At 65.3% G+C, this 21,896-nt stretch carries 20 protein-coding genes; 8 read left to right on the top strand and 12 right to left on the bottom strand.

Annotated elements, in window-relative coordinates; all coding sequences use genetic code 11:
* The first annotated feature begins 63 nt into the window (after positions 1-63).
* From FBY39_RS09630 to FBY39_RS09615, 4 genes are all read left to right on the top strand, one after another.
* Positions 64-843, top strand: coding sequence for a FadR/GntR family transcriptional regulator (locus FBY39_RS09630; RefSeq protein ID WP_141932097.1), 780 nt, complete (start codon positions 64-66; stop codon positions 841-843).
* A 38-nt stretch (positions 844-881) separates the two neighbouring features.
* The gene (locus FBY39_RS09625; protein WP_141932096.1) at positions 882-1,394 is read left to right on the top strand and encodes a hypothetical protein; all 513 of its coding nucleotides are present in this window, start codon (positions 882-884) and stop codon (positions 1,392-1,394) included.
* A 325-nt stretch (positions 1,395-1,719) separates the two neighbouring features.
* Positions 1,720-2,181, top strand: coding sequence for an HTH domain-containing protein (locus FBY39_RS09620; RefSeq protein ID WP_141932095.1), 462 nt, complete (start codon positions 1,720-1,722; stop codon positions 2,179-2,181).
* Positions 2,182-2,205: 24 nt separating this feature from the next.
* Entirely contained in the window at positions 2,206-3,066 is an 861-nt protein-coding gene (locus tag FBY39_RS09615; RefSeq protein ID WP_141932094.1) for a hypothetical protein, read from the top strand.
* Between the two features lie 74 nt (positions 3,067-3,140).
* Here FBY39_RS09615 and FBY39_RS09610 read toward each other — a convergent pair whose 3' ends face one another.
* Together FBY39_RS09610 and FBY39_RS09605 are read right to left on the bottom strand one after the other, a co-directional pair.
* Entirely contained in the window at positions 3,141-3,887 is a 747-nt protein-coding gene (locus FBY39_RS09610) for a hypothetical protein (RefSeq protein WP_141932093.1), read from the bottom strand.
* 116 nt (positions 3,888-4,003) lie between these two features.
* On the bottom strand, positions 4,004-4,891 hold the full coding sequence (locus tag FBY39_RS09605) for a DUF1214 domain-containing protein (RefSeq protein ID WP_141932092.1): 888 nt from the start codon (positions 4,889-4,891) through the stop codon (positions 4,004-4,006).
* 751 nt (positions 4,892-5,642) lie between these two features.
* Here FBY39_RS09605 and FBY39_RS09600 point away from each other — a divergent pair.
* Positions 5,643-6,059: a hypothetical protein gene (locus FBY39_RS09600; protein ID WP_141932091.1), complete on the top strand. Its 417-nt coding sequence runs from the start codon at positions 5,643-5,645 to the stop codon at positions 6,057-6,059.
* Here FBY39_RS09600 and FBY39_RS09595 read toward each other — a convergent pair.
* The 6 genes from FBY39_RS09595 to FBY39_RS09570 all read right to left on the bottom strand — a co-directional run bounded on the left by FBY39_RS09595 (position 6,043) and on the right by FBY39_RS09570 (position 13,860).
* The gene (locus FBY39_RS09595; protein ID WP_141932090.1) at positions 6,043-7,686 is read right to left on the bottom strand and encodes a sulfatase-like hydrolase/transferase; all 1,644 of its coding nucleotides are present in this window, start codon (positions 7,684-7,686) and stop codon (positions 6,043-6,045) included. The two genes, FBY39_RS09600 and FBY39_RS09595, sit on opposite strands and share 17 nt — an antisense overlap.
* Positions 7,687-7,798: 112 nt before the next feature.
* Complete coding sequence (locus tag FBY39_RS09590) at positions 7,799-8,629, bottom strand: MBL fold metallo-hydrolase (RefSeq protein ID WP_141932089.1); 831 nt, start codon at positions 8,627-8,629, stop codon at positions 7,799-7,801.
* Between the two features lie 129 nt (positions 8,630-8,758).
* The gene (locus FBY39_RS09585; RefSeq protein ID WP_141932088.1) at positions 8,759-9,592 is read right to left on the bottom strand and encodes an alpha/beta hydrolase; all 834 of its coding nucleotides are present in this window, start codon (positions 9,590-9,592) and stop codon (positions 8,759-8,761) included.
* A 39-nt stretch (positions 9,593-9,631) separates the two neighbouring features.
* Complete coding sequence (locus FBY39_RS09580) at positions 9,632-10,456, bottom strand: alpha/beta fold hydrolase (RefSeq protein WP_141932087.1); 825 nt, start codon at positions 10,454-10,456, stop codon at positions 9,632-9,634.
* A gap of 116 nt (positions 10,457-10,572) precedes the next feature.
* Complete coding sequence (locus FBY39_RS09575; protein ID WP_141932086.1) at positions 10,573-13,296, bottom strand: AAA family ATPase; 2,724 nt, start codon at positions 13,294-13,296, stop codon at positions 10,573-10,575.
* 105 nt (positions 13,297-13,401) lie between these two features.
* The gene (locus FBY39_RS09570; RefSeq protein WP_141932085.1) at positions 13,402-13,860 is read right to left on the bottom strand and encodes a MarR family winged helix-turn-helix transcriptional regulator; all 459 of its coding nucleotides are present in this window, start codon (positions 13,858-13,860) and stop codon (positions 13,402-13,404) included.
* Positions 13,861-13,918: 58 nt separating this feature from the next.
* On the opposite strand from FBY39_RS09570, the gene FBY39_RS09565 reads away from it, so the two are divergent.
* Both FBY39_RS09565 and FBY39_RS09560 read left to right on the top strand, forming a co-directional pair.
* A complete protein-coding gene (locus FBY39_RS09565; protein WP_141932084.1) occupies positions 13,919-14,287 on the top strand; it encodes a VOC family protein in 369 nt (122 codons plus the stop codon).
* Positions 14,288-14,478: 191 nt separating this feature from the next.
* Complete coding sequence (locus FBY39_RS09560; protein ID WP_141932083.1) at positions 14,479-14,898, top strand: hypothetical protein; 420 nt, start codon at positions 14,479-14,481, stop codon at positions 14,896-14,898.
* Positions 14,899-15,474: 576 nt separating this feature from the next.
* On the opposite strand, the gene FBY39_RS09555 is transcribed toward FBY39_RS09560, so the two are convergent.
* The gene (locus tag FBY39_RS09555) at positions 15,475-17,172 is read right to left on the bottom strand and encodes an SIR2 family protein (RefSeq protein WP_141932082.1); all 1,698 of its coding nucleotides are present in this window, start codon (positions 17,170-17,172) and stop codon (positions 15,475-15,477) included.
* Between the two features lie 675 nt (positions 17,173-17,847).
* Between FBY39_RS09555 and FBY39_RS16435 the strand changes: the two genes are divergently transcribed.
* Entirely contained in the window at positions 17,848-18,387 is a 540-nt protein-coding gene (locus FBY39_RS16435; protein ID WP_160133071.1) for a transposase, read from the top strand.
* A gap of 265 nt (positions 18,388-18,652) precedes the next feature.
* Here FBY39_RS16435 and FBY39_RS09545 read toward each other — a convergent pair whose 3' ends face one another.
* The 3 genes from FBY39_RS09545 to FBY39_RS16855 all read right to left on the bottom strand — a co-directional run bounded on the left by FBY39_RS09545 (position 18,653) and on the right by FBY39_RS16855 (position 21,895).
* A complete protein-coding gene (locus FBY39_RS09545; protein WP_141932080.1) occupies positions 18,653-19,177 on the bottom strand; it encodes a hypothetical protein in 525 nt (174 codons plus the stop codon).
* 167 nt (positions 19,178-19,344) lie between these two features.
* Positions 19,345-19,482: a hypothetical protein gene (locus FBY39_RS09540; protein WP_160133069.1), complete on the bottom strand. Its 138-nt coding sequence runs from the start codon at positions 19,480-19,482 to the stop codon at positions 19,345-19,347.
* A gap of 1,468 nt (positions 19,483-20,950) precedes the next feature.
* On the bottom strand, positions 20,951-21,895 hold the full coding sequence (locus tag FBY39_RS16855; protein WP_141932079.1) for a DNA cytosine methyltransferase: 945 nt from the start codon (positions 21,893-21,895) through the stop codon (positions 20,951-20,953).
* Between the last annotated feature and the right edge of the window lies 1 nt (position 21,896).

Below are 21,896 nucleotides of genomic sequence, written 5' to 3'. Positions count from 1 at the left end.
ATTACTTCAGCGTGGCCGACTTGTAAACCATGTGTTTCGATAGGCAGTGGACGAAGGAGACGGATGGGAATCTTCACGCCCGAGCCGCTGGGAAGACGGGATGCCTCGGGCCAGATCGCGCGCCAGCTGCGCACCGCGATCTCGGACGGCATCTGGTCCCCCGGCGAGCGCCTCCCTTCCGAGGTCGAGCTCGCGGAGGCCTTCGACGTGTCTCGGGCCACCGCCCGCGAAGGGCTCAAGCTGCTGTCAGCGATGGGGCTCGTCGTATCGGCGCGCGGCAGCAACGGCGGCACGTTCGTCGCCGTCCCCGACTCGGAAGAGGTCGCGGAGCAGCTCGCCGATGCGATCCAACTCTGGTACCGGGCGGGCAACGTCTCCGTGCGCGACGTCGACGAGGCCCGCTGGGTGCTCGAAATGCACTGCGTCGAGCTCGCCGCGCTCCGTCGCGACGACGACGACCTCGCGGCGATCAAGCAGGCGGTGGATGCCAGCACCGACCCGTCGCTGCCCATGCCGGAGTGGCTCGATCTCGACCTCACGTTCCACACGGCGATCACCCGCGCGGCGCGAAACCCCATCCTCGAGCTCGCGATGACGTCGGTGCATCTCGCACGACCCGCGACGAACTCCGTCTTCGTCGACCAGCTCGACCGCGACCTCGTGTCGCAACAGCACGAGGCGATCTACCTCGCGATCGCGGCGAGCGACCCCGACGGAGCACGTGCCGCGTTCCAGAACCACGTCGGATATCTCGACGAGACCCGTCGACAGGCGCTCAAGGAGACGAGCCCCGACAGCGTGCTCGTCTCGACCCTCCCCCCGATGCGCCCGACCCACCGCTGAGCGAGCACCGACCTGGCGCATGTCGCTAGAGTTCACGGGTGCGCGGAAAGAACCGGATCGGCTACGGCATCGGCATCGTCGGTGTCGGCGTGGCCATCGCGCTCGGCGCACCGGCGCTCTGGGCACGCGAGTCTTGGCTCGGTTGGGTGGTCGCGCTCGGCATCCTGACCATCATCGGAGGCGCAGCGCTCGTCGTCGCGGGACTGACCGTCTGGTCTCGAGACCGTCGCGCGCTCGTGGCCTCACCGGCGAGGGAGCCCCGCACCGATACGGCCCCCACCACCCAGTGGAACCGCGAGTACACCGCGCCGGGGGTCCTCACGTTCACCAACACGGGCCTCCCGACGGAGCTGCGCTTCATCAAGCCCTGGTCGTCACACTCGACGGTCGACACCGACTTCAGCCTGCCCATCAAGGTGGGCAGCGGCGATGCGATCACTGTTCGCTACGAAGCCCGTGAACGCGACAGGATCACCCTGCACTGGCGCACGCCTCCCTCTGGCGAATTCCAGAAGCACAGCTTCCGCGTGGAGGCGACCACCGCACCCTGACGTGAACGCGGTTCAGCGCGACCTGGAGCGCCTCCGGCACCTCAACCGCTCGCGGTGCGCGGTCGACTTCGAGCATCACCTCGATCTCGTCGCCGATCCCATTCCACGTCTTGACACGGGTGTCAGCGTTGAAGCTGATGAGCTCTCCCGGACGGTCCACGACGTCGCCAGTTCGACGTGCCGCGACGACGCAAGTTCTCTCGCATCGAGATCGGCGTCGTAGCAGAGATCAGCGTGACCGCAGACGAGATCCCGATGTCCTTCTGCACTTGAGCTCGCTTACGTGGGGCAGAGTGGGAGCCATCCGGAAGAGTGGGGAGTGCCAATGACGCAGTCGCAGAAGGTTGCGAAGGAGTTGAACCGACTCCTCGCGTCGGGGCACATCTCCCTCCAGGCTTTGACCGCGATCACCCGAATCGACTCCGACAGACTGACGGCATTGCTCCATGAGGAGCACCACGGCACTGTCAACGTGGCGTCGGATGCACCGCCACTCACGGACGCAGAGAGCACCCGCGTCTCCGTTCTCACAGCGCTGCTGACGCACGTTGCCGAGATCGACGACGATGAACGGCTTCGCGGCATCCTCGAGTCTCTGACGGCCGAATGTCGGCTCACGTTGGAGAACATCGCACAGTTGACCCGCGTCGACCTCGACGATCTCAAGCGGGCCGTCAATGACCCCGGATCCGTCTCGCCAGCGACGAAGTACACGATCGCTCTCAGGTGCTCCTACCTCATCAATGCCGCCAATCTGGCGCGACCGCGGGAGGAGCTGCCGCAGTAGCAAAGCGTGACCTATCGTTATTCGATGCACTTCGATCGAATCTCGATAGATGATCTCGGCAAGCCGATGGCGCCCCTCACCCGTCAAGAAGCGCGAGCGCTCGACGTGTTGGTCTCGGCCACGATCTTCATCGGCACAGTCCTCGTGGGCGGATGGTCGGCTCTGGTCGCCCTCCTCGGCGTGGGCGGCGGATACGACGATCCGTCAACCGCAGCAGGGTGGATCGAAGAGCTGAACGGCTCGGCGCAGCTACTCCTTCGCACGACGACACTCCTCGCCATCTGCGTCTTCGTCACTTTCGCCGTCGCCATCGGTGGCGCGCATCTCCGCCGGAGCTTGTCGACTGTCATGGGAATCGTCTGCAGCATCCTTCTTACCGCTGCGCTCCTCGTCGTGACGTCGGCGGCTGGTCAGCTCGACGCCTTCGCTCAACGCGGGACGGATGCGGTCGGCAACACACCCGCTGCCATTCGAGGTTGGAGCGACACGTCCGCCGAGCCCGCCCTCACGATCGAGCAGGCCCGAGCCGACATGCTCGCGATGATCGAGGGCAGCCTTGCCGCGGCCTCACCACCTGTCATCGGCCAAGACGGATTGGCATTCATCACAGACCCGAGCATGTTGCGGGCGGAGGCTTGCGGCGATTCCGGCACCCGCTACACCGCAGCAATCGACGTGAGCACGTCGGACAACCCCCGGTCGGTTGCAGCCATCCTCGCCCGATGGGATTCCGCCGACTACCTAGCCGATCGAGCAATGCAGGAGGACATCCGCTACAGCGCGACGATGCCGGTCGAGCGAATGAGCATCCTGGACTCAACGACGATCGATGGACTGGTTCACATCGACCTCCAAAGCGCGTGCGCTGTCGCTGCAGGCGACTGACTCGAAGAGGGTTCTTCTTTCGCAGAGCGCCCCCGGCAGAGTCGGTCCCGGTCTCTTGCTGACGCGCAGTCCGCTCAGTGCGAGGGGCGGAGCTGGTCGGCGCTGAGGAGAGCCGTGTCGGGGTTGCAGCCGTACTCGCCGGGTTGCACGAGTTCGATGGGCGCGTGGACGTCCGTCACGACGCCGTCTTCGCTCTTGACCAGCGTGCAGTCGTAGCCCTGTCCCATCGCGACGCCGACTCGCTCTTTGCCGGAAGACGAGTCGATGAGCACGCGAGGAGCAGCCGCTACCTCGTACTCCCCGGTGGGTGTGTCGAGGCGCGAGACGATCGTCGCGGCGATGTCGCTCTCGCTCGCGGGCGACCCGGTCTGGATCCGCTCGAGCAGAACCGCGTGGATGACGTCCTGCGCGTTGTCGACGACCACCTCGACGATCCGTGTGTCCGGCGGCGGGGTGACCGGCGCAGCATCCGCGGGGCAGTCGATCGGCTCGACCCCGTCAGACGTCGACCACTCCCCGACCTTTCCGTAGTAGTCGAAGGCGACGCGATAGCAGTGCGCGATCGCTTCGCCGTACGGGTTCTCGGTCGGATTGACACGGAAGTCCAATTGCCCCACGGGATCGATGAGCTCGGTCGCTTCAAGAGCCGCGATACGGATCAGGTCGATGTGCGGGAAACCGAAGGGCATGCTCTGCGCTTTCGCCACGGCTGAGCGCGCCCAGCCGTTGATGTCGTCGATGAGGCGCCCGTCCATTGCCCTGACCAGCTCGGCGACATCAACCTGAGCCTGGCTCTCGACGCGTTGCTCCTCCCCGGGCATCTGAGGCAGGGTTGAGGGCGACATGCACCCGGCGAGCGCGGTCGCGCCGAGCACGAGCGCTATGACGATCGCAGGCAGGCGTCGGCTGCGCGACGAGACAGGCATGCGCGCACCGCTCACGAGGCGATCGAGGGGAACACCCAGCTGCCGTCGGTGATCTCTGGGCGCGGACGGTACAGACGGATGAGGTAGTTCCACCCATCGGTGACCGGAATCGCGTTCGGCGTGCCCTCGGGATAGTCACCGAAACGCACGGTCGTCGATCCGTCGTCGTTCTTGACCGCCGTGATGTTGTTGACGGTGTAGGCGTCGCGGTCGTTCGGTTCGAAGAAGCCCTGCGCGTTGTAGACCGAGATCGACCAGAACCCGTCGACGGGAACATCGCCGACGGTGAGCTCATACTGCCCGACCGGGAGGCGCGGGTCGACGCCGATGTAGGCGGCTTCGCTGCCCGGCAAGCCGCCCCATCCGGCCGCCGTGCCGATGAGGTGGCGAACGGGATCGACCTCGTCCTTCGTGCCGAACATGCGCTCGAACCCCGTGAGGTTGCGGGCGAGAGAGAGGAGCGCATCCCGCGTCTCGTCGAAGGTCTCGTCGTCGTAGTCGGGGTACGAAAAGGGCTCGGCGGAGTTGCTCGCCAGGGTGACCTGCTGCTGAAGCGTCGTCACCTCGGCCACATCTGCGGGGTCGGTCGGGTCGACGAGGATGCGAACGGCCACGAACACGTAGCGACTCCCCAGCTCGTCGGCGAGGAGTTCGTGCTCGCCCGCGTCGTGGAAGATTGCCTCGACGAAGTGGTCGTCGTTAACGACCATCGCCGACAGGTACCGCTCCCCCGCGTCGGGGAGCGACAGGGTCGCACCGTTCGCCACATCGACCACGGCGAAGCTGTAGAGAGTGTCTCGATTCAGCCGAATCACCGTCTGCTTGTCGATCGCCGCCGGCTCGGTGTTGTGCAAGAACCGGTTGATCCCACCCGCAGTCTGCTGCAGGTCGTGGAACATCCGATCTGTCTCGGCGCGAACGAAATTATCAGCATTCACCGTGATAGCCACGCGCCCCATGGTTCCACACAGTCGGGCTCCGCGGTGGGTGCCGGTCGGTCAGTGCGAGGACCTGGGCTGGTCGGCACTGAGGAGCGCCGTGTCGGGGTTATACCCATACTCGCCGGCCAGTTCGACGATCCGGGCGTCAGCGCCGTCGAGAACCGGACCCGAAGCGCGAGATCCCCCGAATCGTGTGCGCTCTCATCGGTGCGCGGTTCATAACTCCGCCTCGATGGACTCGACACCGCCGCCTCAGCCCGGAATTCCGCGGCTGAGGTCGGGTGCGAACACCGCTGAGACTGAGTTATGGACCGCTCCGGTGAGGCCACCCGCTGTCCGGCCCGCCGAGCACTGTTGACAGGTTCGCCGAGCGCCACTGATTCGACGGCGGCGGTGATGTCCGGCTGGGAGTTCGATCCCGCCTGGCGGCGCAGCTGAGCCCCCCCCCCCCCAGAGGGATGCCGGCGAGTCGCGAATCGCCGACATGACGAACTCGGTCCAGTGGCCGATCGATCGCTGCGGATCCATCGCTTGACGCACAGGCTTATGGTTCTGCATCTCGAGATATCCGCGCCGTGGAGGCTGCCGAGGCGCCGGCGTGGAAGACACCGGGTTACGCCCACCGCACGCCGGCGACGAGCTACACGAGACGCGCGGGGTGTAACGTGACGATCTCCCCACCGATGGCCGCCGAGGATCCGGAGCGCACATGTCGACGCCAGACACCCACCACCGCGTCATTTTGATCGTGCGGATCGTCAGCGCCCTCGCGTTGCTGGCGGCAGGCGGCATCCATCTGTTCCTGGTCTTCACCGGCACGGGCGGCCTGCTGGGCGTTGCTTTCGTGCTCAACTTCATCGCCGGCCTGGTGCTGGGCGTCGGGATGCTCGTGGTCCCGCGTCGATTCCTGCTCGGCGTCACGGCACTCGGGTTGTTGTTCATGGTGGCGAGCCTCGGGGCGCTCGTGATCGCCCTCACCGTGGGGCTGTTCGGCATCCAGTCGCGATGGGACTACCCACTCGTTCCTGAGACGGTGATCGTTGAATCGATCGGGGTGGTCGTCCTGGTCGTCGCCACGGTGATCGTGTTCGGGGATCGGCGGGCCCAGCTCACCCTGCGTCGCTGAATGCGGCGACGAACCTGTCACGAAAGGCATCCATTCGCCACACCGGAGCGTCGGGCGACGGACGGAATCCGGCATCCCACTCCCACTCCCGTGTGCGCTCGAATACCTCGGGATCCTTCGACACGATCGTGATGGGCACGTCGGCGTCGGCTGTCTCGCCGCTGACGATGCGTGAGGGCTGATGATCGCCGACGAGCACCAGCACGAGGTTCGTTGGGTCGTAGGTCTCGAGGAACGACAGCGTCGAGCCGAGGGAGTACTGGATGGACTCGGCGTACGCGGCGCGCACGCGCTCGGGATCGGGCCAGACGCCCTCCCCGGTGTCGCGCGGCTGGGTGTCGAAAGTCGCGTGGTCGCCGACGTCGACCCACGGGACGAGCCGCGGAGTCGGCGTCCATGGCGTGTGCGACGAGACAAGATCGACCTCGGCCATGATCGGGGCGCCGTTCTGCGATAGCTCTTCGTCGAAGAAGCGGTGCCACGTGAACTGGTCGGGTACGCGCGCGAAGCCGAAGGCGGGCCCGTTGAAGGCCAGGGCACGCTCGTCGAGCAACCGGTCGTAGCCGTAGAACGCGGCGCCCTCGGGCCAGGGCTCGGTGTGCGCGGGGTTGACAGCGACGGTGCGCCAGCCCGCGTCGCCGAAAAGGCGACTGATCGTCAGGCGGTCGCTCGCTAGCAGGGTGTCGTACTTCTGTTGCGAGTCGACCCACGTGCCGCTCTGGAGGGCGCCGTGGGCGAGCCAACTCACGCCGCCGAAGGTCGGTGAGGTGAGGAACGCGCTCTCGGCGCGGTATCCGCTGCGAGTCAACCGCGCCGCGTGCTCGTCGATGACGCGGCTGATGCCCGCCATCGGCCCGGTGCCAGACACAGCGACCTCACCGTAGCTCTCGACAAATGCGATGACGACGTCCTTGCCACGGAGCGCGGTGAGGAGGTGGTCGGTCGGCCGTTCGGCCAGCGGGTCTTCTCGCAGAGCCTCGGCGAAGGCATCCCGGTCGCGGATGCTCTGTGCCGTCTGCGCGACTGTCGTGGAAAGGGATGTGGTGATATCGGCCGCGGCGAAAGACGCGCCGGATGGATGCTGCACCCCGGTGATCGCGAGGACGCTCCAGGCAATCGCGGCCGCTGCGACCGCGGCGCGCCCGCGGGGGCCGGCGTCGGAGAGCGTGCGTGCGCATCGGAGCGCGCATCTCGCAATCACCGCGATCGCAGCGATCGCGAGAGCGACGACGAGCGCGGCAACGAGTGTGGCGATGACCGGCCCCGCGACATCTTCCACCACCCGGTAGGCGTTGATCAGCGCGCGCCAGTCCTCAGTGGGAGCGAAGCCGCGATCGATCGTCGCGAGGAACGCCAGATCGAGCAGGGCGATCGCCGCGGCGACGACGGTGAAGGTTGCGAAAGCGTAGGCGACGAGGCGTTGCGGTGTGGCGTGCGGCAGGGCGAGGGTGAGGAGCAGGAGGACGATCGTCTCCAGCGGGAGGCGTGCGGCGGACACAGTGGCGCTGCTGAGCATGCCGGGAAGGAGCGGCGCCGCGATGATCGTTGCCCAGGCGAGGGCGTTCAGCAGTACTGCCCTCGTCGATTCCGCTGGCAACGGCGTGAGCGGTGCTGGCCCGGTGCTCACGGGTCGCGCCGTGGTGAGTGCGGCGCGGCGGTCTGCAGCGCAGTCACCGTGACGCCGTCGATCGTTTTGTCACCACCCATGTCGGCATCGTAAGCCGAAAATCGCGGCTGGTTCAGCGGACGGTGCCCTCGCGCCCGCTCCGGGCGGCCTCGAGTTCCGGCGTGAGATCCACCGCCGATCCGTCGTCGGGAAGCCACCGGAACCGCGCCTGAACGGATGCCGGTGCGTCACGGATCGCCGCGCGCATCCCTGCCTCGCCGTCGCGGAAGTGCGACCAGCCGTCGTAATGCGCCGGGATCGCGATGACCGGCTCGAGCTCGGAGACGAGGGCCACGGCATCCGCACCCGTCATCGTGTACTCGAGCGGACCCGTCGCGCCGAACCGCACTCCCCCGGCGTTCACGATCGCGACGTCGACGTTCAGGTGCTGCGCGACGCGACGGAGGCGACGCGTCAGCACGGTGTCGCCTGTCACCCAGACGTCGTCGCGCAGGTGGCATCGTCGGCGGATGCGGAAGCCGATGACGTCGCCCACGATCCGCGTGGTGAGGGCCGGGCCGTGCCGGGCGGGCGTGGCCGTGATGCGGAGCGGTTCGCGCCCCGCACTCTCCAGTACGACCGAGTCGTCGGCGGCGAGCCCGTGAACCGTCGGCAATCCGAGGCGCGCGGCCCCGCTCATCGTCGTGACGATATGCTCCGCTCCGGGGAGGAGCGCGCGGCCGGCGTCGTCGAGATTGTCGGAGTGGTGATCGTGGCTCAGCAGGATGACGTCGAAAGGGCCGCGCTCGTCCGCTCCGACCGTGGGCCCGAGGGTCTTGACGCTCGATGTGCCGAACGCGAAGCGATAGCGGCGCCCCGGCGGATCGAAGGTCGGATCGACAAGGACCCGCCATCCGTCGAGCGCGATGAAGACCGTCGGACCCCCGACTCGTGTGACGCGCATGGTCTCTCCTGAGGACGGTCCTCCCACCGGGATCGAGTTGGCGTAAATGTTGCCCTTTCGGGGCGTCCACGCGACATTTACGACAACTCGATCCCCAGGGGCGGGCTGAGGCGGGGGTGCGACGGTGTGCTAGGCGTTCGTTCGGTCGGTGACGGGCTGCGCGTGGGCGACGGTCCACTCCAGGGCGTAGTCGGCGACAGCCTCCCACCCGGGTGCCCCGCAGGTCCAGTGGTCGCGGCCCTCGAACTCGTGGTACTCCGTCAGGCTCGGCGACTTCGCCCAGTGCTTCGCGTTCGACTTGTTGACCGCCGGCGGCATGATGTGGTCCTCGCTCCCGCCGATGAACAGCAGCGGAGCGCGTTCGACGGAGTAGTCGACCCACGTCTCCTGGTGTCCGGGCTGGAAGTTCGCCAGCAGCCCGTACGCCCACACCCAGTTGCCGGGCGCGGCGATCGCGTAGCGTTCCCACGAGGCATCCGATTCTTCGCGCGACAGCGTGTTCGCGAAGGCGTAGTGCCACTCCTCCTTCGTGAACCCGACCGCCCTGTGGAAGTTGGCGGGGTTCTTGAGGGCGGGGAACAGCGACCGCGCCTGCGAGAGCGGCGTGATGCGGACGCCCTCCGTGGGCGCCGAGTCGATGACGGCTCCGGCAGCGCCGAGTCCGCGGGCGAGGAGCAGCTGCGTCATGATGCCGCCGAAGCTGTGCCCCATGATGATCGGCGGCTTCGGAAGCGCCTCGATGACGCCCGCGAGGTGGTCGACGGTCTCGGGAACCGTGAGGTTCGCGATGATGTCGGTGTTCTCGCGGAGCGCTTCGACTTCGATCTCGAAGCCGGGATATGCCGGCGTCAGAACCGTGTACCCCTTCGCTTCGTAGCGGGCTTTCCACTCCTCCCAGCTGCGGGGCGTGACCCACAGGCCGTGGATGAGGACGATGGTGTCGGGCTTGTCGGTGGTGCTCATGAGGGACGGTCCTTCCGATCTCGTGGCGGGGTGGAGCGGTCAGCGGGTGATGAAGGTCAGGATGTCGGTGTTGAGGCGCTCCCGGTCAGTGTCGGGGAGGCCGTGGGCGCCGCCCTCGTAGACGATGAGCTCGGCGCCGGAAACGAGCTCGGCCGAGAGCTTGCCGCTGATCGGGAACGGCACGATCTGGTCGTCGTCGCCGTGGATGACGAGCGTGGGGACGTCGATCTTGGCGAGATCCGGCCGGAAGTCGGTCGCGCTGAATGCCGCGATGCACTCGTAGGCGTTGCGGGTTCCCGATGCGAGGCCCTGGAGCCAGAAGGCATCCCGTGTCCCCTGCGGCACGTCGCCCGTGCGGTTGTTGCCGAAGAACGGGCCGTCGGCGAGGTCGCGGTACAGCTGCGACCGATTGGCGGCCTCGCCCGCACGAATCCCGTCGAACACGTCGATCGGAAGCCCGCCGGGATTGTCGTCGGACTGCACCATGAGGGGCGGAACCGCCGACACGAGGATGACGCGAGCGACGCGCTCCGTGCCGTGGCGTCCGACGTAGTGGACGATCTCGCCCCCGCCTGTCGAGTGACCGACGAGGGTGAGGTCGCGGAGATCCAGGTGGTTGATCAGGCAGGCGAGATCGTCGGCGTACGTATCCATCTCGTTGCCTCCCCACGTCTGGGTCGATTTACCGTGCCCGCGGCGGTCGTGGGCGATCGCACGGTGCCCGTTCTGGGCGAGAAAGAGTGCTGTCGCCTCCCAGGCATCCGAGTTGAGCGGCCAGCCGTGGCTGAGGAGGACCGGCGAGCCTTCGTTCCCCCAGTCTTTGTAGAAGATCTGGGTGCCGTCTTCGGTCGTGACGTAGGGCATGACATCCTCCTGTGGTTCTGGATGCCGCCATCGTGCTCGTCCACCTCACCACGGCGCACCACGTGGCGTTCGTAGTCCGACGGCGAGGGTGCCTCGGCTGCGACGCGATGAGCGCGCTACGTGGTCTGCGGAAAGTGCTCGGCGAGCTGACGACGCGACGTCACATCGAGCTTTCGGAAGACTTTCCGCAGGTGGTAGTCGACGGTGTTGGCGCTGATGAACAGGGCAGCCGCGATCTCCGCGTTGGTGGCGCCATGCCCGGCCATCCGCGCGATCTCCGCCTCCTGGGCGGTGAGATCACCCCGCAGCGGAGGCGTCGCTCGTTGCGGGTCTCCCCCGGCCGCCAGCTCACGCCTCGTGCGTCGAGCAAAAGCGTCGGCTCCGACGTCTTCGAAGATCGAAAGCGCCCGAGTGAGCTGCGCGCGCGCCTCGGTGCGGCGGCGAACTCGCCGCAGCCACTCGCCGAAAAGAAGCCGGGTGCGGGCCTGGTCGCTGCGATGACTGCCTGCACTCAGATGGGCGATGGATTCCTCGAAGTACGTCTCGGCGTCGGCATCCGTCGCCAACAGGGCCCGGCACCGCGCGTCCAGCCCCCGCACCCACGGAGTGCCGGCGACCTCGGCGTACCGGTGAAGGTCTTGCGCGGCGGTGCGAGCCGCGTCGCGGTTGCCGCTGCGGACGGCGGCCTCGATCAGCTCCGGGATGTGGTGGAACGACGCTTGCATCTGCGGGTTCGCGACGAGGTCGGACAAGCGATCGAAGGCCCGCTGGTACTCGCCATCCGCGATCTCGTTGATCGCGAGAGCCCCGATCGTCATGCGGGCGATGCCCCCGAAGCCAGCTTCGCGCATCCCGTGTGAGATCTGCTCGACCGTGGCACGTGGCATCCCCTGCCAGGCCAGAAGTGCGGAGTTGACCATCTGCTGCTCGACATAGCCGAGTGCGCGCCGGAGTTCGTCCGCCTGCGCAAGGTACTCACCTGCCAGCCGCGGGTTTACGCGAGACAGCTCGACGGCGCTGAGCACCCACAGTGCGGCATCGACCTCGCGCAGGGCTCCCATCTGCTGCCCAACGCGGACTGTTCGGCGGAGAAGTTCCGATGCGGCATCGGCATCCCACAACCCGACGGTCGGATTGACGGAGTAAAAGCTGAACTCGAGCAGTGCCGCGTCGTCGAGCTCGCGCAACATCGTCACCGCGTCCCGCAGCCGTGGGGCTGCGGTGGCGTAGTCGTCGAGGATGAATGAACTCGTGGCGGCCAGCGCGACCGCGTAGTGGCCGTCGAGAACGCCGGCTCCCTCGCGTACGCGTCGCGCGACCTGGTCGATCGTCACGCCTTGGGTGCCCTGCTCGCTGGTGTGGGCGAAGGTCAGCGCCATCAGGAGCGGCTTCTGTTCGAGTTCGGGCGCGATGTCGTGGAACTCGTCGGCGGCCTCGAGCAGACCCACGACTCCGTGCCGGAGTTCGACGGGGTCGGAGAGAAAGAGGGCGCACAGTGCGCCGACCATGAGCGTCCGGCCGCGCCCGATACGATCGAGCTGCGACGTGTCGACGCGCTCGAGCAGCTGGCGGGCGAGCAATGCGGCGCCCGATCCGATGGCCGCCTCCGCTGCCGACACGAGCAACTGGTGGCTCGCCGCAGGCTCGGGGGCGATCTCCGCGGCACGAGCGAGCAGACGAGCGCGCGATCCCAGTCCACCGCGCGCCGCGACGAGGTCGGCGACGGCGGCGAGCTCTTCCGAGACCTCCGCGCTCAGTCCGCTGCTCGCTGCAGCGGCATGCCAGGCGGCCAGCTCCCGCTGCCCGCGAGCCGCAGTCTCTGCTCGTAAGGCGCCGTGCACGCGGCGACGATCCGGATCCGCCGCGCTGTTGTAGACGGACGCTTGCACCAACGGATGCCGGAACCGCACCGAGTCGTGCACTGACACCAGTCCAGCCCGCTCGGCCGTCGCGGATGCCGCATCGTCCAGGCCCAGAGCGGTCGCGGCGGACCGGACAACGGATGCATCCCCCGTGGACTCTGCAGCGGCAACGAGCAGCCACAGCCGTGTGTGTTCCGGCAGCGAACGCACGCGCTCGGTGTAGTGCGCCTCGAGCTGACGCCCGATGGGAGTCGGTGAGTGCGCGATCGCTGCGGCCGTCAGCTCCTCCGCCGTCCACTCCGACCCCAGCTCACGAAGCGCCAGCGGGTTTCCACCAGACAAATTCACGAACTCTGCGACGATCGACGGATCCAGCTCGCCATCCACCGACTCGCGCAGCAGAGTCGCACCCGACTCGGCGTCGAGGCCGGCCAACTCCAGCCGAGGGACTCCGGCCAACGCCCGCGAGACCTCCTCGTCGGGTCGCGTGGCGAAAACGACGGCAACCGCCTCCGCCGACAATCGCCTCGCAACGAAACCCATCACGTCCAGCGACTCGCGATCGAGGAGATGCGTGTCATCCACGACGCAGATCGTCGGGATGTCGTCGCCTGCCGCGGCCAGGAGCGACAGCGATGCGAGACCGACAAGTGCGCGCTGCGGCGGCGCACCTATCGCGAGCCCCGAAGCCACCCCCAGCGCCGTCTGCTGAGCCTCGGGGATACTCCCCGTGTAGGACGAGAGCGGTCTACCGAGCCGTTGAAGCGCGCTGAAGGCCAGCGATGACTCGGCCGCGAAGCCGGTAATTCGCATCACCCGCATGCCCGCGACGTCTTCAAGGGCTGCTTCGAGCAACGTCGTCTTGCCCACTCCGGCATCGCCCTGCACCAGCAAGGTGCCCCCGGCTGAGTTCCGGGCGGCAGCAAAAAGGGACCGAAGCGTGTCCAACTCCGAGCCCCGGCCGAGAAGCGCCTTCATGTGTGTTATGCACGACACCGTAGACCCAAACCGTGCACCGTTGGCATCCCGATCTGAAACGCCCAGGCGACCCGCGTTCCCCGTCCATCCGCATCCCGATCGGGATCAGGCGACGTCGGTGGTGCTCCGCAGTGAGCGGGTCATCTGACCGAGCAACCTGAAAGCACTCTCTCGCTCGGATGGCGTGAGGTCGTTCAGCATCCGTAGTTCGACCGCGCGCACCGCGGCGCTGGCCTCTTCCAGCTGCGCTCGACCCTTGGCGGTGAGCTGTGCCGGGATCGCTCGCCCCACGGGAGCAGTCGGCGGCCGCGACACGGCTCCGTCGCGCTCGAGCGCCTGCAGCAGCACGTTCATCGATTGGCGGGTTACGAAGGCCCCGCGAGCGAGATCCGAGTTCGACAACCCGGGCCGTTGAGCAAGAAGTTCGAGGCACGCGTAGTGGGTGACGGTCATCCCCAGCGGGCGGAGCACCTCTTCCATCGCAACCCGGAGCGCGGTCGCTGCCTCCTTGAGCAGGTATCCCATCGATGTTTCGAGGTCCACGCCGCGTTCCACTTGACTCATGTCAGAAGTCTGACATAGATTTGGAATGTCAGAAGACTTACATCGAAACGAGGACATCATGGCCGTCACCGGGCCCGACTTCATCTCCCTTCAAGTTCGCGATCTCGAGGCGTCGCGAGCGTTCTACGAGCAGTACCTTGGGCTGGTCCGTTCCCCCGCAGGGCCGCCACACGCGGTGGTCTTCGAAACGAAGCCGATCGCCTTCGCGATCCGCGACCTCGCGCCCGGCGTCGAGCTTGATGCCGTATCGCAGCCGGGTCTCGGAGCTGCCATCTGGCTGCACGCGACGGATGTCCAGGCAATTCACGACGCTCTCGCCAACGACGGGCACATGATCGTGGCTGATCCGATCGACGGCCCCTTCGGGCGCACGTTCACCTTTGCGGACCTCGACGGCTACCACATCACACTCCACGACCGTGCCTGAACGATCGGCCGAGCAGCGGAACGACTGCCGCGTCTTTCCGGAGAGCGTGACACCGAAGCCGGAGCGCAATCACCGGCCGTGACGCCGGTCGCCGAGTCGCCGTCGGCTCCTCCTCGCGCCCCCAAACGCTCACGTCCGATCTGGGACGTGCCCGCTAGTCTGACCGCGTGCAGCGAGACATCTACGATCTCTTGAACCTCGTCTTCAACGGGGTGGGTGCGACGATCACTCTCGCGACAGCCATTGTCGCCGTCGTGAGCTTCGTCATCGCCCGTCGGAGCAGGAAGGAAGCAGCCGAAGCGCAGCGGCGAGCAGACGCAGCTCGTGCAGTGGCAGAACAGGCGACCGAGAACGAAGCTCGCACGTTCGGCTACCTTGACCGAGCCCTACGAGTAGTTCAACAACAGACCTCGCGAGCGGAGCCACTGCTCGATTGGGAGAAGGAACTGCTTGCGCCGCAAGAGACGGCGGAGGAGCTTGAGGACCAACCCGCCCCCACCGACGATGCGTTCAACTCGAACGAACGGCCGACGACGATCCGTGACACCGAAGGACCGGACACCATCGAGAAGATCTTGGCGGACATGAAGCGAGACGCCAAGGAACGCTAGTCGATAAAGGGCGGGCTGTAGTAGATCGCGCCGCCCACTTCGGCGCCGTAGGGTGCGAGACCCCCAGAACGCGACCATCGAGCGCGCGCTCCCCCGCACTTGGGCGTCGCCCTGCGCGACGTCCATCGGGCCCAGCGGCATCCCGATCGTGATCATCTTCTCGTCGCTCGACCGCGCTACTCCCTTGGGACGCACCCCGGTGTAGTTGGAGTACGTGTTCTCGAACACCGTCATGCGCCCGAACTCGCGGTGCATGTGCACGAACGTCTGCTGGCGATCCCGGTCGGCCGTGTTGGCGCGGAACGGCACAGCGCAGTTCGTCGTGAGGTAGTCGAGATACTCTTCCCGGTCGTTCGCGGGCGTCTCGGCGAGATCCATCCGGTAACCGCGGCGCTCCCTATGGCGCAGTCGTACGGGGATGTTGGGGTCCACGCTAGGGCGAGGCGGGTGCAAGCGGCTAGGTGCAGACCTCCAAGAAGTGCGGGGTCGCACGGGGGTCCGAATCGTCCGCTGCATCGCGCCGCACTCGAAAGCCGAGTAGGTGTCTTCTTTACTGGAGGTAGCTGACTTTGCCAGTCAAGGCTGCCGCTTCACCGTGCGAGGCACGGGAGTGGTCGCGCGTGAGACTGGACGCGGTTGTCGATTGGCGCCCGGGCGATTTCCTACGATGCGCCCCGCGATCGCGGGGCCCAGAACGCCGGTGTCTAGCTCCACAGGTTCGAAGTTGGCATGCCGTTTTGCGATATCGTCAAGCAGCTGTGCAAGGTCAGGAGGTCCGTCCGTGACCTTCATCGTGGCGATGGACGGGTAAATCTCCGTTGCGAGCGTTAGCAGAGCGGCCGCACGCTCGATCGTCTCCTTCGCGTCCACGACGCCAGGTTCCGACTCGGGGTCCAGCAGCTTCCCTCTGGACATCCGCGCGGCCAGGTCGACCAAGTAGGCTATGTCCTCATCGGCGGCGCGCGTGGCCTGGTACGTGACTTCTCGCAAGAGCGAGTCGAGCAGTTCGTTCGCTTCGGTGAGAGAAATCTTGCCCTTCCATACACGGTCCCATGGGACATCCGCGGCCAGCAGCTTCAGTTTGTCGCCGCGAGCCTCGGGGTCTCCGCTGAAGCCTAGGACTCGCACAACGTAGGCCGCTAGCGCATCGGGATTCTGGACCCGTTGAAGTACCGCGAGTACGTCGGCGGTCACTCCTAGCGCAGGAAGAAGATCAGACGTGTGCTTCTCCCAATCTCTGTGGAGTCCGTCGGGGACCTCGGCTGTTAGGAGCCGCTCAATACGGGGGTCGTCGCGGAAAATGGGCGACCGGTATCTAATCCCACCAACAGGTGGATACAAGTCCCCGACTCGCCTGGTCAGACGAGAAACCGCGGTAAGGAGCGCTGTCGATACGTACCTCGTCCCTTCGCTAGTTCGACTAGGCTCGCGCCCAGCCCTCAGCGATAACTCAAGCAAGAATGCTCCAAGTAGGTCGCTACGCTCCCGGTCAGTGGGTGATTTTCCGTCGGGTTTGAGGACGATGGTCTTCAAGCCAACCGCGGCGTAGAGTGCCTCCAGAGCGGGGTTGGATTCGAAGCGCACTATGTACGATGGCCTACGGTCAGCCTCAGGTACATCGCGCATCATCTCCATGAGTTTGAACCAAATGATGCGGATATTGACATCTCGGAAGCTGTAGCCCATGAACAGCACGGACTTCCCCAGAAGGTCGGATCGAAACTTCAGATCCATCGGAGACTCAAAATCAAGCCGCTTGTAGTAGGCCGACTCCGTGAGCACGAGCGTTCTCTCATGCTTGAGATCGCCGTGATATTTCACGACCTGAGTTCGGTCTGGATCTGCGAGAGCAACATCTTTTGGAAGCACGACCGGGGTCACGGATTTGCCAAGAGATCGGAACAACCGCTCGATCATGTCGTCATAGTTGGTCGTGTAAATCTGCCCTGCGTCCAAGTTGACAAGCTCGATGTGCGCTCCCGACCTAGTCGGATCTGCCGCAGAGCTCGCGAAACTGGTCTCGATTTGGTGCCTGATTGGCCCGATCTGCCTGTCGTGTCGCAGATATAGATACTCAGCAATCTGAAGGTAGTCCCCATTCGTGGCCTCTTTCAGCTCCTCAAAGCTCACGACACCATCAGTATGCTCACAGACCTGCTCGAGCAGTCTCTCCCAGGATGGAAGGCCCAAAGATGCAGAAAAACCCGCGCCGACGAATGGGATAAGCCGGCGTTCAGCAGCGAGCGTCACCAGGTCATCGGGGAGTGAGATCATGCGACGACGATATCGGATAGGCGCAGGCGTATCCGACTATTCCCGTGGCTCACCGTCGTCACGCTCCTCAGACGTTCGTCCCGACGGTCGCCGGAGAACGGGCTGGACAATCGGTTGAATGGCGGCACTCGGCACTCCGACCGAGTCGGTAAGCACTGAGACTCCGAGGGGAACACGCAAGAGATTCTGAGAGCGCGGCCTGAACCCGCGCCGACACAGCCCACGAGACGCGCCGAAGCGTCTGCCCATTCAGAACTCCTCGTGGCAGAGCAGCTGTACATCCCGATCCCGCGGCTCGCGCTCGGCGCCCCAGGCTAAGAGATCGGTCGCCATCGCCGCCTCCCCCTTTCGCGCTGCACGCCAGACCTCGGCCTGTGCCGCTACAAGACGTTCTGCATCGAGACCTCCAGAGTCCCGAGCTGCATCGGATCCGCCGGTTCACCTGCTCCGGCTGCGGTCGGCTCTGGCAGCAGGACTCGACCGCGGTGGCGGAGCCAAAGGCGAAGTTGTCGCGCGGCGGGCCGCGGTGGGCGCTGGACGCTCTCGTCATCGACCACCTCACCGTTTCTCCTGTCGCCGCCGGCCGCGGAGAGTCCTGGCACACCGCGAACAACGACTCTCGGTGAGGGCCGTCGGCTTCTGATCGGTGACCCTGCCCGGTTCGCTGGCGTTCGGGTGCTCGGTGTCGACGAGCATGTCTGGCGCCACACGACATTCGGAGCCGCGATAGTCGATCTCACCCCGATCCGCGAGAAGACGAGCCCATCGCGGCTGCTGGACATGGTCGAGGGGCGCTCGAAGGGGTGTTCAAGACCTGGCTCGTCGAGCGTCCCCCAAGCTTCGCGCGACGCACCGGAGGTCGTCGCGATGGACGGGTTCGGCTTGGAGACCGCGACCGCGGAGGAACTACCAGACACGGTGACGGTGATAGACCCCTTCCACGCCGTGAGGCTGGTCAGCGACGCGCTCGACGAGTGCCGGGTTCAGCGTGACACCTTCGGCCGGCGGGCCGGAAAGACGACCCCCGCTACAACGCCCGACGCACCCTCCACACCGGCGGAAGCCTGCTCACGAGAAACAGCAGGCTCGGCTGAAGCGCTGTTCGCGGACAAGGAGTACGGCGAGGTCGAGGCGACCTGGGGCATCTACCAGCGGATGATGGACCGCCTACCTGCAACCCGACCGGAACTGGGGAGCTCGTCATGCAGTCCGTGATCGACTCGCTCGCCAGCAGCATCCCGGCCCTGCTCGTCAAACTCCGCAAACTCAGCCGCACGCTCACCCGTCCTGCCACCGACGTCCTGGCATTGTACGATCACCCCCGCACCTCGAACAGACCAACGAAGGCCATCAACAGACACCTCAGCACCTCCGCGGCTCGGCCTTGGGGTTCCGGAACCCGAAGAACTACATCACTCGATCACTGCTCGAAGCCGGAGGATTCAAACTCCGGCTACACCCTCAAATGCGATGAGTCTCATCACAGGTCCGCGCCGCCACCCTCGCGCTCGAAAGAGTAGCTGGTTAGGGAAGGGACTGCCTTCAAGACTTCCTTCGCCTCACTTCGCTTGAGAACCTCGCCGGAGTGCACGTTGCGAACCCACTCGCGACCGGTCCGGTCAGTGTGATGAATGTACATACGGTCCATCACGAGGGTGCTCTCCACGGGCCATATAAAGACGAAACTCCTCTGAGGCTCTATCGGCTCACCACCGACCGACAGTGCGTGAGCGCTCAGTGTCTTGCCGTCTTCGTAGGCAAGGATGCGTGCGTCATGTATGGGCGCTGATCCGGAGTTGTAAACTCGGAACCGCATCTTGAAGATGATGCGTTTCTCCAGCGAGAACGCATCCTCGTCGTACAGACCCTCTGCTGTCAGGCTTAGTTCCTGCCCGACGCGACGAGCCTCGCTTCGCTGCGAGTGCACGAACAGACTTAGAGTCGCGAACAGTGCTCCCACCGTGCCTATGGCAGCAAACCAGTCGGCCAGACTTCCCCACTCCATCTGCTGAGACTAGCGATAGAGGACCCTCTTACTCTGCCTTCAGGCACCCAGATGTCGCGGCGGAACTCCTGCCGCCAGTGCGACTCAACGGCAGAACCATCGGACGCGTGGAGGACGTGAAGCTCAGCCGCGCGAGGAACCTGTTCTACTCTACGTATGCTGGCTCTTCAGACATCCGGCGGGGGGTCACCGGTGAGGCTGTCCGCGACGAGGAGCATGCGGAGTCGGTAGTTCTGGCGATTGCGGTCGCCGCGGCCGAGGCGTCGGTGGAGCTCGATGATCCCGTTGAGCGCTGCAGTGACCACAGCGGCGCACTCACGCACTTTCATCGCTCGCAGTAGGGCCCAGCCGGCCTGGACGAAGAAGTCCGTAGGTGGCTCTCCGCATCGCGGCAGCCTCGCTGCCACGTACCCGCCTGATGCAGGTGTCGGCGCGTCCCCGATGATTCTGCACTCCTAGGAATCCTTCCCGACGAGCTCGTCGAAGGCGCCCTCGTCGACAGGGGTCCACAATCCGTACCTGCCGGTCCATAGCCTCTCCCGCCGCCCCGCTCGCCCCGGCAACAGGTGCCCTGCTCCCCGTCATGGGTCGTCGAACAGACTCTTCCGACCCGCGTCGTCGTGCGTGCATAGGTGACTTGGCGCTCCTCGTGCCTCAATTGCGATGCGGCGTGCTCAGGAGTGCGGTCCAGGACCCGCGCTGCGACGGTCAGCGAGCCAATCTTGAGTGAATCTCGACCACTCATCCTGTCTCATTCCATCAAAGGCGACTACCTCAGGCGTCGAAAGCTCGTCCTCGGCTCGTGTTGCCACGTAGAGAGTCAATGCCTCCTCGGCACTATGCCAACGCGCCAGTGCCTCATCCGCCGACACCCATCGAGACCGAAAGTTGAAAAATGGCTCCAGCGCCGTGATCGATGTCACGAGCGCCGACAATGCAAAGCCCCACGCAGCGGCACCTGACAGGTTAGAGAGCCCTAGAAGGATTGTCGCCGCCCCTGACAATCCAAGAGCAAGCAGCCGAATTGCGATCGCCCCAATGATCCAGCGTCTGCGCCTCAATCGGAGGTAGTTCCTGTCCTTATAGAACTGTTGTCGAATGACGTTAGCTAGTTCTAGCGGCGAGAGATCTGTTCGGAGGTCGCGTGCCACCGGGACTGTCGGATCAGGGATGATCGCGAGAGACGCAAGTACTCGTTTCCACTTGGAGATGCTGGTCACCGACGAAGGCTCGGGATCGTGTTGAAGCTGCATGTCATCAAGATAACGGCGCCGCGATTGTGGGCGAGCCTTCGGAACTGGTAAGTCTCGGTCTGAGCGGCCTTCAAGCCTCAGAGGTGGCTGGCCTGGGCCAGTTGGCGGAGTGCTTGCGCTCCACCTTGTCGTGACGGTTGAGTCACCTCGCCCTCGGCTCGGGGGGTGACTCATTCTCGACCACGGTCTTGAATCCGATGCACCCATCCATGGCGAACGCCTCGTTTCCGCGCCGCCAAGACTGTGGCCGAGTCCACTGTCGACGACGCTCGAAAAGTAGGCCATTGCGACGTGTGAAAACGAGGCCGACCTGCACCGTCTGGCGGAACAATCCTGACGCACGATCGCGATCGGCGACGATTTCGCCGTCAGGGCCGAAGGGCGGACCGGTACCATGTCATCGTGGGATCTCTGCGGTCGTGCGAACGATGAGCGCAAGCCCGGTCGCGGCGGCGATGAAGCAGGACCTCGGCGTGCGGTGATCTCGTTGCGGCCTCTGGTCCGACTGCCCATGCAGTCTTCAAGCACCAGTGCGAAGTGCTCCAGCGATGGAGAGTGCGATGCCCTCCGCGACCGCTGGGGGAGTTGCAGAGGCGATCAGTCGAGCTTGATGACTCTTCGAACCGTGTAGCGGCCAGTTCTCCAGACCTTGAAGCTTCGCCATCATTCGGAGAGTTAGTCGAGGAGCGAGTTCCATCGGGTCATCCGGCCCGGGGGATGCATCGGCAATTGCGGTCGGGTCAATACCCAGCCGCCACCAAGCACTCTTCGTCCCGGAGGGCCCCAGGTCTGCGCCGCCGTGTCGTCGGGATCCCCCGACGATTGTCGGTGCTACGCGATTCGCATTGGTAGCCCACTTATCAGCGCCCCTCCATCCCAAGGCTGACATCTCCTCGTGAAGAGTCTCCCCAAGAGTGACGTGCTCGAACGAAGGGTAGGGCCACTCAAACGACTTGAACGCATCTCGCTGGAACGCAACAAGGTAGACGCGGGGTCGACGTTGAGCAATCCCAAAGTCTGAAGCCTCCAGCATGCGCAGTTCGAGTTGATACCCACTCTCCTCAAGCTGACGTGTGATCCAGGTTAAGAGAGGTCTATGCACCTCGTACAACAGTGACCGTGTGCTTTCGAAAAGGATAGCTCTAGGCTGGGCCTCGGACACCAAGTTGACGCAAGAAATCACGGCGTCGTTCGCGTCGCGTCCGCCACGCGCATCGCGTGACTCACTGGGGCGTTGCGGCGACGGCAACCCCGCGGAAATTAGGTCAAGACCTGAAACTTGCTTCGCCGACAGCTCGCCGACATCCAGCATCTCGACTTGCCAGTGCTCACGGTTTGAGCGGATCGTTCGAACTGCATCGGGATCCTCATCGATCGCGTACGCCAATTCGAATCCGCCCCTTTCGAGGCCCAGTGCCATGCCCCCACCTCCGACAAGGAGATCTGCGGCACGCAGCGTCGTCATC

The organism is Microbacterium sp. SLBN-146 (assembly GCF_006715145.1).
In the GTDB taxonomy this organism is placed as follows: Bacteria; Actinomycetota; Actinomycetes; order Actinomycetales; family Microbacteriaceae; genus Microbacterium.
The sequence above is the reverse complement of the archived record's forward strand: the minus strand, read 5'-3'. Positions and strand labels throughout refer to the sequence as shown.